This is a genomic window from Winogradskyella sp. J14-2 (genome assembly GCF_001971725.1).
In the GTDB taxonomy this organism is placed as follows: domain Bacteria; phylum Bacteroidota; class Bacteroidia; order Flavobacteriales; family Flavobacteriaceae; genus Winogradskyella.
The window spans coordinates 2,798,151-2,812,434 of the sequence record NZ_CP019388.1 but is presented as its reverse complement, the minus strand read 5'-3'; the positions used below and the strand labels follow the sequence as shown (position 1 = coordinate 2,812,434).

At 33.5% G+C, this 14,284-nt stretch carries 14 protein-coding genes and 1 tRNA gene; 9 read left to right on the top strand and 6 right to left on the bottom strand.

Annotation, left to right across the window (positions count from 1 at the left end; all coding sequences use genetic code 11):
- Positions 1-11: 11 nt before the first annotated feature.
- The 5 genes from folP (at position 12) to BWZ20_RS12615 (ending at position 4,038) form a co-directional block, all read left to right on the top strand.
- Complete coding sequence (gene folP / locus BWZ20_RS12635) at positions 12-839, top strand: dihydropteroate synthase (protein WP_076620452.1); 828 nt, start codon at positions 12-14, stop codon at positions 837-839.
- A complete protein-coding gene (locus BWZ20_RS12630; protein ID WP_076620451.1) occupies positions 840-1,550 on the top strand; it encodes a hypothetical protein in 711 nt (236 codons plus the stop codon).
- An 89-nt stretch (positions 1,551-1,639) separates the two neighbouring features.
- A complete protein-coding gene (cdaA, locus tag BWZ20_RS12625) occupies positions 1,640-2,422 on the top strand; it encodes a diadenylate cyclase CdaA (protein WP_076620450.1) in 783 nt (260 codons plus the stop codon).
- A gap of 3 nt (positions 2,423-2,425) precedes the next feature.
- Positions 2,426-3,214, top strand: a complete 789-nt coding sequence (locus tag BWZ20_RS12620; RefSeq protein WP_076620449.1) for a DUF3667 domain-containing protein — start codon at positions 2,426-2,428, stop codon at positions 3,212-3,214.
- Complete coding sequence (locus BWZ20_RS12615; protein ID WP_076620448.1) at positions 3,211-4,038, top strand: DUF3667 domain-containing protein; 828 nt, start codon at positions 3,211-3,213, stop codon at positions 4,036-4,038. Before BWZ20_RS12620 ends, BWZ20_RS12615 begins: the two co-directional genes overlap by 4 nt.
- Here BWZ20_RS12615 and BWZ20_RS12610 read toward each other — a convergent pair.
- The gene (locus tag BWZ20_RS12610) at positions 4,035-5,807 is read right to left on the bottom strand and encodes an ABC transporter ATP-binding protein (protein WP_076620447.1); all 1,773 of its coding nucleotides are present in this window, start codon (positions 5,805-5,807) and stop codon (positions 4,035-4,037) included. The two genes, BWZ20_RS12615 and BWZ20_RS12610, sit on opposite strands and share 4 nt — an antisense overlap.
- Before the next feature lie 31 nt (positions 5,808-5,838).
- A complete protein-coding gene (gene truA / locus BWZ20_RS12605; protein ID WP_076620446.1) occupies positions 5,839-6,582 on the bottom strand; it encodes a tRNA pseudouridine(38-40) synthase TruA in 744 nt (247 codons plus the stop codon).
- A gap of 73 nt (positions 6,583-6,655) precedes the next feature.
- Here truA and BWZ20_RS12600 point away from each other — a divergent pair, with 73 nt between their 5' ends.
- A complete protein-coding gene (locus BWZ20_RS12600; RefSeq protein WP_076620445.1) occupies positions 6,656-7,147 on the top strand; it encodes a metallophosphoesterase family protein in 492 nt (163 codons plus the stop codon).
- A 64-nt stretch (positions 7,148-7,211) separates the two neighbouring features.
- On the opposite strand, the gene BWZ20_RS12595 is transcribed toward BWZ20_RS12600, so the two are convergent.
- Complete coding sequence (locus BWZ20_RS12595; RefSeq protein WP_076620444.1) at positions 7,212-7,622, bottom strand: DUF4293 domain-containing protein; 411 nt, start codon at positions 7,620-7,622, stop codon at positions 7,212-7,214.
- Positions 7,623-7,838: 216 nt separating this feature from the next.
- Here BWZ20_RS12595 and rho point away from each other — a divergent pair, with 216 nt between their 5' ends.
- Positions 7,839-9,455: a transcription termination factor Rho gene (rho, locus tag BWZ20_RS12590; protein ID WP_076620443.1), complete on the top strand. Its 1,617-nt coding sequence runs from the start codon at positions 7,839-7,841 to the stop codon at positions 9,453-9,455.
- Positions 9,456-9,601: 146 nt separating this feature from the next.
- On the opposite strand, the gene rpsT is transcribed toward rho, so the two are convergent.
- The 3 genes from rpsT to proS all read right to left on the bottom strand — a co-directional run bounded on the left by rpsT (position 9,602) and on the right by proS (position 11,536).
- Complete coding sequence (gene rpsT, locus BWZ20_RS12585; RefSeq protein WP_076620442.1) at positions 9,602-9,853, bottom strand: 30S ribosomal protein S20; 252 nt, start codon at positions 9,851-9,853, stop codon at positions 9,602-9,604.
- 24 nt (positions 9,854-9,877) lie between these two features.
- Positions 9,878-9,949: transfer RNA gene (locus BWZ20_RS12580), tRNA-Glu, on the bottom strand.
- Between the two features lie 108 nt (positions 9,950-10,057).
- The gene (proS, locus tag BWZ20_RS12575; RefSeq protein WP_076620441.1) at positions 10,058-11,536 is read right to left on the bottom strand and encodes a proline--tRNA ligase; all 1,479 of its coding nucleotides are present in this window, start codon (positions 11,534-11,536) and stop codon (positions 10,058-10,060) included.
- A gap of 100 nt (positions 11,537-11,636) precedes the next feature.
- Between proS and BWZ20_RS12570 the strand changes: the two genes are divergently transcribed.
- Both BWZ20_RS12570 and BWZ20_RS12565 read left to right on the top strand, forming a co-directional pair.
- Complete coding sequence (locus tag BWZ20_RS12570; protein WP_076620440.1) at positions 11,637-12,695, top strand: hypothetical protein; 1,059 nt, start codon at positions 11,637-11,639, stop codon at positions 12,693-12,695.
- A gap of 35 nt (positions 12,696-12,730) precedes the next feature.
- On the top strand, positions 12,731-14,251 hold the full coding sequence (locus BWZ20_RS12565; protein WP_076620439.1) for an OmpP1/FadL family transporter: 1,521 nt from the start codon (positions 12,731-12,733) through the stop codon (positions 14,249-14,251).
- Positions 14,252-14,284 lie beyond the last annotated feature (33 nt).

The window sequence follows — 14,284 nt, the reverse complement described above, 5'->3', positions numbered from 1 at the left end:
ATAACTCTAGCATGACCATAAACTGCAAAGGCCAACTTATAGACATCTCTACACCCAAGGTGATGGGAATTCTCAACGTTACACCAGATTCTTTCTATGATGGCGGACAATATAAAGATGAACAATCTATTTTAAATCAGGTTGAAACCATGCTGAACGAAGGAGCTACTTTTATAGATATTGGTGGTTATAGTTCACGCCCTGGTGCAGATAATGTTAGTGAAACTGAAGAAGTAAATCGTGTGGTGCCTGTTGTAAAACTTATTCTGAAACATTATCCTGAAACTCTAATTTCTATTGACACATTTAGAGGTGAAGTTGCCAAACAAAGTATTGAAGCTGGCGCTGCAATCATCAATGATATTTCTGCTGGATATTTGGACCAAAGCATGATTGCAACTGTTGGGCGACTAGGTGTACCGTACATTATGATGCACATGAAAGGAAATCCTAAAACCATGCAGCAACAAACCGATTATGACGATTTAATTAAAGACATTAACAGCTATTTTGCCGAACGTATTGCAATAGCGCATGCTGCAAAAATCAACGATATTATTATAGATCCTGGTTTTGGTTTTGCTAAAACAACAGAACAAAATTACGAGCTCCTCAACAATATGGAGTTATTGCAAATTGTGGACAAACCCATTTTAGCAGGTGTCTCTAGAAAATCTATGATTTACAAAACATTAAATACAACTTCTGAAAACGCACTTAATGGCACAACCGCATTACACATGGTGGCTTTGCAAAAAGGTGCAAAAATCTTACGAGTGCACGATGTAAAGGAAGCTGTTGAGTGTGTGATATTGTTTAATAAATTAATTAAGAACTAAATGAAAAAGTTATTATATGTCTTAGCAATAACTACTTTTTTAGGCTGCAACAATGAACGCGTACTGCTGCTACCTGAAATTGAAAATGCTGAAGTCACAGAAGTTTTAGATGTTTCACCTGTTTATATTTTTTATGACGAAACCCAACCAGACTCTACCCTTTTCAATAGAAAAAATCTTATTGGCACTACAAACTGGTTAGTTAATGTAGACAGGCGCTTAACTTTGAGGCAGGCTATTCCTCATATTCAATATCTGCAAAACAAACGTAAAAAAGAATCGATGCACAAAAATGAAGATGCAAAGAATTACTTTACTTGTAATGATACAAGTATTAAGAATTTGGGGTTTTTAGAGTTTACTGATGTGAATTACAAATATGTTGACATAACAAATGACTCTTTAAATCTTCAAATTTTAGAACCTTCAAACGATTTGTATAAAAAAGGTTTTGTTGAGCATGCATATATCACTATATCTGTAGTTTTTGACAGAGATAAAACTATCGAATATAAAAATAGATTACTCACATTTTCTGATTATATAAGTGAGATTCCTAAGACAGAATTTCCAATAGTGGCCCTTGGATTTTCGCTAGATTTATATTTTGATGAATCACTAACATTTCAAGATTACATTTCTATCAAATCAGAATTATCACAAATAGAAAGAGAGGATATTATTGTTAGTCCTTTTGAATTCATTTATTAACATAAAAAAGACCTACAAGGTTTTAAAAACCTGTTAGGTCTAATGCACCTAGTTGTAATAAATTATTAAATTAGCAAAAAGCACTAACCTTGGAAAACCTTCAACTTTGGGAATTTAGATTTATAGATTTTGTAGATGTTTTCCTTGTGGCTATTCTACTCTATTACATCTATAAGCTTGTAAAAGGCACTGTGGCTATCAATATTTTTATTGGTATTCTTATCATCTATTTTGCATGGAGACTTACAGACTACCTACAAATGCAGATGCTTTACAGCATTTTTGACGGGTTTATGAAAGTTGGTATTATTGCACTTATCGTGGTCTTTCAGCCAGAAATACGAAAATTTTTACTACTTGTAGGCTCAACCAATATTGGAGGCAAAAAAGGAATTTTTAAAAATTTTAAATTTCTTAAAAACGAAAATCAGACTTCTACCGATGTCGAAGCTATTATCAACGCCTGCAATAGAATGGGCGCTACCAATACTGGAGCATTAATTGTTATAGAACGCAACAACAATTTAGATTTCTTAACCAATACTGGTGACGACACCAATATTTTAGTCTCGCAACCCATTATAGAAAGTATTTTCTTTAAAAATAGCCCACTGCATGATGGTGCTATTATCATTGACAAAAACGTAGTAAAAGCAACACGTGTTATCTTACCGGTTAATAACGAAAAACACATACCAGAACGTTTTGGCCTGCGCCACAGAGCTGCCATAGGTATTACTGAAAAAACAGATGCACTTGCCATTGCTGTGAGTGAAGAAACAGGACAAATATCATATATTAAAAATGGTGAATTTGTAATGTTTAAAGACACTGATGATCTTGTAAAAAAGATTAAAGAAGACTTAAACTAAGTAATGAATTGTAAAAATTGTCATAAAGCTCTAAGGGATACACAAAAGTATTGTGATGAGTGTGGTGCAAAAGTGATTCAAAACCGTTTAACACCAAAGATTATTGCAAACCAAATAAATGAGCAGTTTATTTCTTTAGACAACAAGTTTTTAAAAACATTTATTGATCTTTTTAAACAACCAGAATCAGTTATAGTCAATTATATTGAGGGTACAAGGAAAAAATATATTGATGTATTACAATACTTCGCTGTATCCTTAACTCTTGCTGGTATTCAGGTGTTTTTAATGACTACTTTTTTTAAAGATGTTATTGGGTTTAATACTGAATTTATTGAAGGTGTTCAAAATCTACCAGGACAAGAAAACAACCCTTTTGCTGGTATAGAATACGACATGTTTACAAAATACCAAGGCCTTATTTATATCTTAACAGTTCCTCTATCTGCTCTAGGCTCATGGCTAGCATACTATGTTACTGGCAATAGAAAATATAATTACACTGAACATCTTGTATTAAACCTATACTACTCTGCCCAAATTATTATAATTACAGCTTTTTTTAGCATTTTATTTTTACTATTTGGTTTAAACTATCTAATTGTTTCCACCATACTTACGTTACCTACGTTCCTATATTTATTCTATGTACTCAAGCGTATATTTAGAGAAAGCTTTGTGAATACTTTGGCCAAATTCTTAATCACAATGATTATTTATATGGTGTCAATATTATTCTTAATGGTATTGGTTATTATAATTTTAGTAGTTCAGCAAATTCTTAATCAATGAATTGTAAAAACTGTAATACCGAGTTAAAAGAGCAATATGATTATTGCAGTCGTTGTGGTGGAAAAGTAATCCGTAACAGACTTACCTTAAAAAACTTATTTACACATCTTAGTGAAACCTTTTTTAATTACGACAACAAGCTGCTCCAAACTTTTATTCAGCTTTTTAAAAAACCAGAAGATGTTATTGTTGGTTATATAAATGGCACCAGAAAAAAGTACGTAAACGTTATCAGCTATTTTGCCTTAGCCATTACTTTGTCTGGTCTACAAATTTATGTCTTGAAGCAATTTCAGACTGAGATTTCACTTTACGATTTAAATACAGAAATCGGTAAAACGCAGCAAGCTGTCTTTGATTCTACATATAGTTTTATGACCGACTATCAGTCACTTATAATGATGTTATATATACCAATCTATGCCTTAATCGCGAGGCTTACTTTTATGGGTATAAAAACATATAATTACACGGAATTAATTGTTATTTTTTTGTACGGCCAAGCACAACTATCTATATGTATCGCCATCTTAACAGTTGCGTTAGTACCCACTAAACTAATATCTTTTGAAGCATTTGGATTGCTTACGATACCAATTATGGTTTTATATTTTACATACTGCCTTAAACGTGTTTACGGTCTTAGTTTTACCCAAATACTACTTAGATCTCTTCTATTTATTGGTATTCTAATCGTACTATTTGTCATTATAACAATAGCATCTACCATTATAATGTATTATAATGGGTCATTGGACGCTATGATAGAATCCAAAAGAGCTGAAATTGAAGCTACCAAAACAATAAAAGATACAATTAATTAAACTGCCTCAGCCTTTAAGAACTGAACTTCATAAAGATTTTTGTAATAACCATCTTTCTTCTTAAGTAAAGATTTGTGTGTTCCTATCTCAACTATTTGACCAGCATCCATGACAATAATTTTATCAGCCTGCTGAATAGTCGCTAATCTATGTGCAATAACAATAGATGTCCTTCCTTTGGTAATTGTATCTGTAGCATCTTGTATTAATTGCTCTGAGTATGAATCTACAGAAGAAGTAGCTTCATCCAAAATTAGAATACTTGGATTAGTGACGTAAGCCCTTAAAAACGAAATCAGTTGACGCTGACCAGAAGAGAGCATAACACCACGTTCTTTTACGTTGTAATGATATCCACCTGGTAGGCTTGTTATAAAGTCGTGTATACCAATAGCTTTAGCTGCAGTAACAACATCGTCTTCTGTGATATATTCGTTATTAAGCGTAATGTTATTTAGAATGGTATCCGCAAACAAAAATACGTCTTGCAATACGACTGCGATCTGGTTACGTAATGAGCTTAGGGTCATATCCTTTATGTCTGTACCATCAATTCTTATATGTCCAGAATTTATTTCATAAAAACGATTCAATAAGTTGATGATTGTAGATTTTCCGGCTCCTGTAGCACCTACGATAGCCACTGTTTCACCTGCTTCTACATTAAAAGAAATGCCTTTTAAAACTTCTTCATCCTTAACATAAGAGAATCTAACATTATCAAACTCAATTGCACCTTTAAAATGATTGGCTTCAATTGTACCAAAATCATCTATATTAGAGGTTGTATCTAACACTCTAAATACACGATCTGCAGCAACCATTCCCATTTGCAGCGTATTAAATTTATTGGCAATTTGATACAATGGTCTAAAAAGCATAGGGATAAACATTGTAAACGAAATCAAATCACCCAAGGTTGTGGTTGCACCTTGGTTTATAGCTGTAAATCCTCCAACTAAAATTACCAAGGCCATAGTAAGCGAAGACACAAACTCAGCTACTGGAAAGAAAATAGAATTATACCAAACGGTTTTTAACCAGCCTTTTTTATGACGTTCGTTTATTTCTTTAAACTTTTTGTATTCAGTAGCTTCTCGTGTAAACAGCTGTAAAATTTTCATTCCGGTAACACGCTCTTGCACAAAAGAATTAAGGTTGGAGACTTCAGTTCGTACATCTTCAAAAGCTCTCTTCATATACTTCTGAAAAATCTTAGTAGCAACAATAATTACAGGCATCGTTGCAAAAACAATTAAACTCAATTTTAAGTTGATAAATGCCATAAAAATCGCCACAACCAACATTTTTAGAATATCACTAAAAATCATGAATAGTCCTTGCCCAAAAATATCCGCAATACGCTCCATGTCTGTTACAGCTCTGGTTATTAAAACACCAACAGACGACTTATCAAAATAAGTCATTTTAAGCTTTAGGATATGCTTAAAAAGTTTGACACGAATATCTTTTACAACTGATTGACCCAACCAACTTGCGTAATAAATAAATAGTAACTGAGATACAACTTCTAAAACAAGAAGCACAAGCATAATACCCATGTAAAACACAAAACCACTATACTCTTTATTGGCTATTTTAATATCTATTGCATCCTTTAAAATCCTTGGCCTTAACGCACCAAAAACAGCCAAACCAATAACACAAATCAAAGAGATTATAAATACTGTTTTGTAAGGTTTTATATAATCCAATAAACGCTTAAAAAGCGTTGTGTCAAATATTTTCTTTTTATTTTTTTCTGCCATCGTAAGCCAAAATTAGCTCTATAAATGCTTATTAAATTTTAATTGCTTCAGGATATTCAATATTTACCAAATATAGTCCATGTGCAGGAACTGAAAATCCTGCATTGCCTCTATCCTTTGATGCGATTATTTGATGTAAATCTTCAGGTTTTAATTTCCCTAAACCAATATTTACCATAGTACCAACAATGGCTCTAACCATATTTCGTAGAAACCGGTTAGCTTTTATGGTAAAGAAGAGTTCATCATCATTTTGAGTCCAGAACGCTTCCATAATATTACAATTATAGGTTTTTACATCTGTATTACTCTTAGAAAAGCATTGAAAGTCTTTATACTCAAATAAAATTTTACAAGCCTTGTTCATGGCATCAACATCTAAAGGTAAATGCATTTGATATGAATAATCGTAATCAAATACATTTTTTAATGTTGAAACTCTGTAATGATACGTTCTACTTAAAGCATCGAATCTGGCATGAGATTCTGGTTTAACCTCAAAGATATCATGTATTGCAATGTCCTTAGGTAAAAAGGAATTTAACTTATAAGTAAGATCTTTTTCTTTAAAGTCGCCTTCAAAATCAAAATGAGCATACATTTGGGATGCGTGCACACCTGCATCTGTTCTACCTGCACCAACAATATGGATAGTTTCTTTTAAAATAGTACTCAGTGCTTTTTCTATAACTTCTTGTACCGAAATAGCGTTTGGCTGATTTTGCCAACCATGATAGGCTTTACCATTGTATGATAACTCTAAAAAATATCTCAAAAGATTGGCTATTTTTGCTTTTTAGATCACAAAGATACATAGAATCGGTAGTTAAAATCACAATATTATCTTAATGCAAAAGATACTCCTCTTATCAGATACACACAGTTACATTGATGACACTATTATTAAATATGTAATGCAAGCCGATGAAGTTTGGCATGCTGGTGATATCGGAGACTTAAAAGTAACTGATGAAATAAGGAAGCATAAGCCATTAAAAGCCGTTTATGGTAATATTGATGACACCAAAGCAAGAGCTGAATTCCCCTTGAATCTGCGTTTTAAATGTGAAGATGTTGATGTTTGGATAACACACATTGGTGGTTATCCTCCTAAATATAATGGTCGGGTTAGAGAAACACTTCAAAATAATCCTCCAGATTTATTTATATGTGGTCATTCTCACATACTAAAGGTGATTCCAGATAAGAAATTGAATCTACTACACATGAATCCAGGCGCTGTTGGCAAACATGGATTCCATCAAAAAAGAACAATGCTGAGATTTAAAATTGATGGTAAACAAATTAAAGAGTTAGAAGTTATAGAATTTGATAGATAAAAAATGAAAAACCCAGACGGCAGCGTCTGGGTTTTTCGCACTAATACTACTAAGATTTTAGGTTCTATCGTAATCTATCTACAGATTTTACAAGATCTTCGTCCTTTTTAATAGCCTTGTTTGCCAAGACTAAACACACAATAGAAAAAATAGGAAGAAGAATCCCAATACCTTTCTCAGAAACATTCGTCTCTCCAGATAAATTTAGAGATTGATATACAAAGATTCCTAGTAAAATAAAGTTTAATATTATATTAACTCGTCCCATTACAAATTGAGACTTTCTATTTTTAAAACTAAAAATCGAGATTAAAGATAATAAAGCCGACGCTAAAAACAAGCCCAAATACAAATAATTATCTGTTGCAAAAACTTTCGTATCCTCAGTGTTAGTCCACAGATAAAACACAAATATTAGTCCTGCAGAAATAACTACAGATAAAAATAAATAAAGTGTTTGTATACGTTGAATCATATCTTCAATTAAAAATTGCTTGGCAAAATTAGTAGTTTATTTTTTAAAAAGATAGAAATTGTTTTAAAATAAAATTGTATTATTGCAATAGAATGAAGCAAATTACTGAAAAGCATCATTCTATCTTCCAGATTAATTTCACTTTTTTTCTTTTTATTTCATTTAGAAAATTTTGAATTAATAATATCAAATTGTAATACATTATATAACATACGAATGTTTGAAATTTCACAGTTAAAAGCTAAAAAGCTTCCTGAATTACAGGATATAGCTAAACAACTCAATGTACCTAAGTATCGCTCAATGAAAAAGCTAGACTTGGTATATCAAATCTTAGATTATCAAGCTGCAAATCCGGAAGCAGTAAAAGCAAAAGTTGAAACAGACTCTAACCAAAAGCCAGAGCAAAAACAAAATAAGCCTCAACCAAAAAGAGCTAGAGTACAGAGAAAACCAAAAGATAATAACGAACAAAAATCTATAGAGTTTTCGGATAAAAAAGAAGACCAAAAGGATCAAGATCAAAAGTCGAATAAAGACGAGCAGAATACTCAGCGCCAAGACAATAATAAGTCTAATGATCGTAAAAACGACAATAGACGCTCTAACGGCAATCAGAAAAACGATAATAGACAAAACCGAAATAACAATAACAACAACCAAAAAAATAATGGTAATAAGGATAACAGAAACCGTTATCGCGAACCAGATTTTGAGTTTGATGCCATTATTGAAAGTGAAGGCGTTTTAGATATTATGCAAGATGGTTATGGATTCTTAAGATCTTCTGACTATAACTACTTAACCTCGCCTGACGATATTTATGTATCGCAATCACAAATACGTTTATTTGGTTTAAAGAAAGGTGATACAGTACTTGGCCATGTAAGACCACCTAAAGAAGGTGAAAAGTATTTCCCTCTTATTAAGGTGAGTAAAATCAATGGACAAGATCCAAACGTAGTTAGAGATCGTGTTGCTTTTGAGCACTTAACTCCACTTTTCCCAAAAGAAAAATTTAACATAGCAGAAAGACAAAGCACAATTTCTACAAGAATCATGGATTTGTTTTCTCCTATAGGAAAAGGCCAACGTGGCATGATTGTATCTCAACCAAAAACTGGTAAAACCATGTTACTCAAGGACGTGGCTAATGCAATAGCTGCTAATCACCCTGAAGTTTATCAAATGATATTACTTATTGATGAAAGACCTGAGGAAGTAACAGACATGCAACGTAATGTACGTGGTGAAGTTATTGCCTCTACTTTTGATAAGGAAGCTCACGAGCACGTAAAAATTGCAGATATTGTTTTAGAAAAGGCAAAACGTTTAGTAGAGTGTGGACATGATGTTGTAATTTTATTAGATTCTATTACTCGTTTAGCAAGAGCATATAATACCGTACAACCTGCTTCTGGTAAAATCTTATCTGGTGGTGTTGATGCAAATGCTTTACATAGACCAAAACGTTTCTTTGGTGCTGCTCGTAATATCGAAAATGGTGGTTCTTTAACCATTATTGCAACGGCATTAACAGAAACCGGTTCTAAAATGGACGAAGTTATCTTTGAAGAGTTTAAAGGTACTGGTAATATGGAATTACAGTTAGATCGTAAGATTTCTAACCGTCGTATTTTCCCTGCTATAGATCTTACATCATCTAGCACAAGACGAGATGATTTATTACTAGATGATAACACCATTCAAAGAATGTGGGTTATGCGAAAATATCTCGCAGATATGAACCCTGTTGAAGCCATGGAATTTATAAATGATCGTTTTAAGCAAACGAGAAATAATGAAGAGTTTCTTATTTCTATGAACGGATAACAGATTAACTCTAAAATCTTTATAAACCTAAAAAAGCTTTGAAATCTAGATTCTAAGCTTTTTTTATGTTCTTTAATACTGCTTGGTATATTGCAAACAAAAAAGTCTTCCCATCGGAAGACTTTTAATATAAATTAATTTTGCAATTATAATGCGGCAACATGTTTAGTTAACTGAGACTTTAAATTGCCAGCCTTATTAGAGTGTATAATATTTTTCTTAGCCAACTTATCAATCATGCTAATTACCGAAGGTAACATGTTTTGTGCTTCCTTAGCATCTGTTAACTCACGTAATTTTTTTACAGCATTACGCGTAGTTTTATGCTGATATCTGTTTAGCACTCTTTTTTTTTCGCTACTTCTAATTCTTTTTAATGCTGACTTATGATTTGCCATTTTATTTTTTCTAATTAAAAATTGTAGCCCGTAGGGGAATCGAACCCCTCTTACCAGGATGAAAACCTGGCGTCCTAGCCGATAGACGAACGGGCCATTTGGTTATTTATTTATTTAATGAACCAACAATGTTTCCATTGCGGATGCAAAAATACAACTATTTTTAAATGTTGCAACAACTAATTAATTTTTTTTAAAAAATTTTTAATATGCCTTGGCAAACAATACGCGCTGATTGGATGGGTTACCAGTAAACACGCACTTTCCTTCTTCTTTTTTATTGTCTAAAGGTATGCATCTAATAGTTGCTTTTGTTAGCTCCTTTATCTTTTGCTCAGTTTCTGCCGTGCCATCCCAATGAGCGGAAACAAAACCTAATTTCGTTTCTAGCACTTTTTTAAACTCTTCAAAACTATTGACCTCTGTAATATGAGAATTTCTAAAACTTAAAGCTTTGTTGAATAAACTCTCTTGAATTTCCTCAAGCAAATCTTCAACAACTACATTAACTCTATCTAAAATTACAGTCTCTTTAGTAAAAGTATCTCTTCGAGCTAATTCTACAGTTTCGTTTTCTAAATCCTTTGGCCCAATAGCAATTCTAAGTGGCACACCTTGTAATTCGTGCTGTGCAAATTTCGCACCAGGACGCAATGTGTCTCTAGCATCAAATTTTACTCTTATGTTTAATTCTCTTAAATCACTAATTATTTGGTCTGCTACTTTTTTTATAGCATCAAACTGTTCTTCATTTTTATAAATAGGAACTATCACTACCTGATGCGGAGCCAGATTAGGTGGTAACACCAAACCCTTATCATCGCTATGCGTCATAATTAAAGCACCCATCAATCGCGTAGAAACTCCCCAAGACGTGGCCCAAACATAATCTAGTTTTCCTTCTTTATTAGTAAATTTAACATCAAAAGCTTCAGCAAAATTTTGTCCTAAAAAGTGCGATGTCCCAGCTTGTAGAGCTTTTCCATCTTGCATTAAGGCTTCTATACAATAGGTATCTTCGGCACCAGCAAAGCGTTCACTCTCTGTTTTTATACCTTGAATAACAGGTATCGCCATAAAATTCTCAACAAACTGAGCATAGACGTTATTCATCTGTATAGTCTCGGCAATCGCCTCTTCTTTGGTTGCATGGGCTGTATGTCCCTCTTGCCACAAAAACTCAGCTGTTCTTAAAAATAATCTGGTTCTCATTTCCCAGCGTACAACATTTGCCCATTGGTTTACCAAAATTGGCAAATCTCTATAACTTTGAATCCATCCTCTATATGTATTCCAAATTATCGCTTCGCTGGTTGGTCTAACAACAAGTTCTTCTTCAAGTTTAGCATTTGGGTCTACTCTAAGCTTACCTTTATTATCGGGATCCGACTGTAATCTATAATGGGTTACTACAGCGCACTCTTTGGCAAAACCCTCTGCATTTTTCTCTTCAGCTTCAAATAAACTTTTTGGAACGAATAAAGGAAAATAAGCATTTTGATGCCCTGTTTCTTTAAACATTCTATCTAGCTCTGCCTGCATTTTCTCCCAAATTGCATAACCATAAGGTTTGATAACCATACATCCACGAACAGCAGAATTTTCAGCTAAATCGGCCTTTACAACCAACTCATTATACCATTTTGAATAATCTTCAGCCCTTGTAGTAAGATTTTTACTCATTTTCAAAGTTTTGGCACAAATATTGTGACTATGTTAAATAAAAAAATAGTTTCGCAAAACTAACTATTTTTGCTATGTTCAACAATAAAATATAAGAGATATGCAATTTAAAACTATTACAAAACACAAATTGCCATTTTTTGTTGCAATCGGTTTAATTGCCGTGTTAACGTCATGTGGTTCTTTTCAATATGTAGGTTACGATGATGACGGTATATATTCGTCCGAAAATGGAAATAATGAAAATTATGGAACAACTGTTGTTGAACAACCAGTAGCAACCACTTCTTCTTCTGGTTCTGATTATTACAAGAATTATTTTGCTGAAAATGCTGCCCAAATAGATGCTGCTAGAGAAAATAATGAAATTTTTACAGATGTAGATTCTTATGAAGGTAATTACTTAAATAATACACAAGACACTATTGAAGAAAGACCTGCCTATGGTGGCTGGGGACAAAATAACGATAATGTTACCATTAACATTATAGATAACGGCTGGTTAGGTTGGAACGATCCATGGCTTTGGAACGCTGGTTGGGGCTGGAATAACTGGGGTTGGGGACGACCTTGGGGCTGGAATGCAGGTTGGGGCTTAGGTTGGAACAACTGGGGCTGGAATGCAGGCTGGGGCTTAGGCTGGAACAATTGGGGCTGGGGCCCTGGATGGGGCAATGGTTGGAATAATTGGGGCTGGAATGGTTATTACAGAGGTAATCGTTATGCCTTTAATGGTGGAAGAAGGGGCTCTGTACTAAATAATAGTTACCTAAACAGATCTAGTAGAAGTAATTCTGCTCTATCTAGAAGAGATTATTTTACAAACCGACTATCGCGAGATGCTTCACGTACCAGCGCTAGGAGATCTAACTCAGCGATTCGCTCATCCAGAAATGGCACTATAAGAAATTCTTCATCTAGATCATCTAATAGTAGAATGACAAGGCCTACCACAACAAGATCATCAAGAGCCACAAGATCTACAAGAAGCAGTAGATCATCTGGAACAATGAGATCTTCAAGAAGCTCTAGATCGTCTGGTTCAGTAAGATCGTCACGGGGTTCTTCATCGAGATCATCGGGTAGTATGAGATCTGGGGGAAGCTCAAGGTCATCTGGTGGTGTACGCTCTGGTGGTGGTAGACGAGGTAGAGGATAGCACTTTAGTTTTAAATTCCTTTAAATAATTAACTTATGAAAAAATTACTTATGTTATTATGCATAGGCCTAGCGAGTACTTCTTATATTCTGGGACAAGATTTATCTGACGCCGTTCGCTATTCTATGGATGAAATTCAAGGAACAGCTCGTTTTAGAGCTATGAGTGGCGCCTTTGGTGCACTTGGTGGCGATATGTCGGCCGTGAATATAAACCCAGCAGGATCTGCTATTTTTAACAATAGTCATGCCTCAATTTCTGTTGGTATTTTTAATAAGAATGATGACATCAATTATTTCAGCGGATTTACAAACTCTTCAAATCATAATTTTGATTTGAATCAGCTTGGAGCAACATTTGTTTTTGCAAATAGAAATGAAAGTTCACCATGGAAAAAATTCACACTAGGCGCTGCATACGATAGATCCGCTGATTTTGATGAAGATTGGATGGCTAGAGGAATTAATCCAAATAATACTATAGGAAGTTATTTTCTATCAAATGCTCAAAATTTAAGGCTTGATGAAATTTCCGCTTTTCCTGATGAAACGATACCTCAAGCGTACTCTGAAATTGGTTCTTTATATGGATTTAGAAATCAACAAGCTTTTTTAGGTTTTGAAGGATTTATAATTGACCCAGTTGAAAACACAGATGAGAATACTGCCTATACCTCAAATATAGATCTAAATGGAACAAATTTTAACCAAGAGTTCTTTTATTCAAGTAGAGGTTATAATGGAAAATTAGCATTTAATTTGGCGACAAGTTATGAGGATAAAATATTTCTGGGAGTTAATCTTAACGCTCATTTTATTAACTATGAAAGAAGTACATTTTTAAACGAAAGTAACTCAAACGAAAACTCAACCATTACAAATGTTGATTTTGAAAATAATCTTCTAACAACAGGAAACGGTTTCTCTTTTCAGTTAGGTGGAATTGCTAAAATCACTGAAGAGTTTAGAGTTGGCCTATCTTATAATTCACCTACTTGGTTTAGAATATCTGAAGAAACCTCTCAATATCTAGCGACCTCGAGCACAACTGAAGGCAATACAATTATAAATCCAAACGTGGTTAATATTTTCCCTGAATATAGATTACAAACACCTTCAAAGCTTACTGGAAGTTTAGCTTATGTTTTTGGTAAAAAAGGATTGATTAGTTTTGATTATACCATTAAAGACTTTAGTGGGGTTAAATTTAGACCAGCTTCTGATATGTTTTTTTCAGCATTAAATAGCTCTATTAATAATGCTTTAGCTACAGCAAGTTCTTATAGAATTGGTGGCGAGTACCGATATAAACAACTAAGCTTTAGAGGTGGTTACCGATTTGAAGAAAGCCCTTATAAGGATGATACTTTTTTTGGTGATTTAACCGGATATTCACTTGGCCTAGGGTATAATTTTGGAAGTCTAAATCTTGATTTAGCTTTTAGTCAGGCCCAACGTGATACAAATTACCAATTATATAATGTCGGCCTTACTGACTCAGCAGAATTTCAATCCAAGTTTACAGATATTATTTTAACTTTTGGATTTAAAATTTAATTACAGAACATTGACAATCACAAAAAAGCCTGA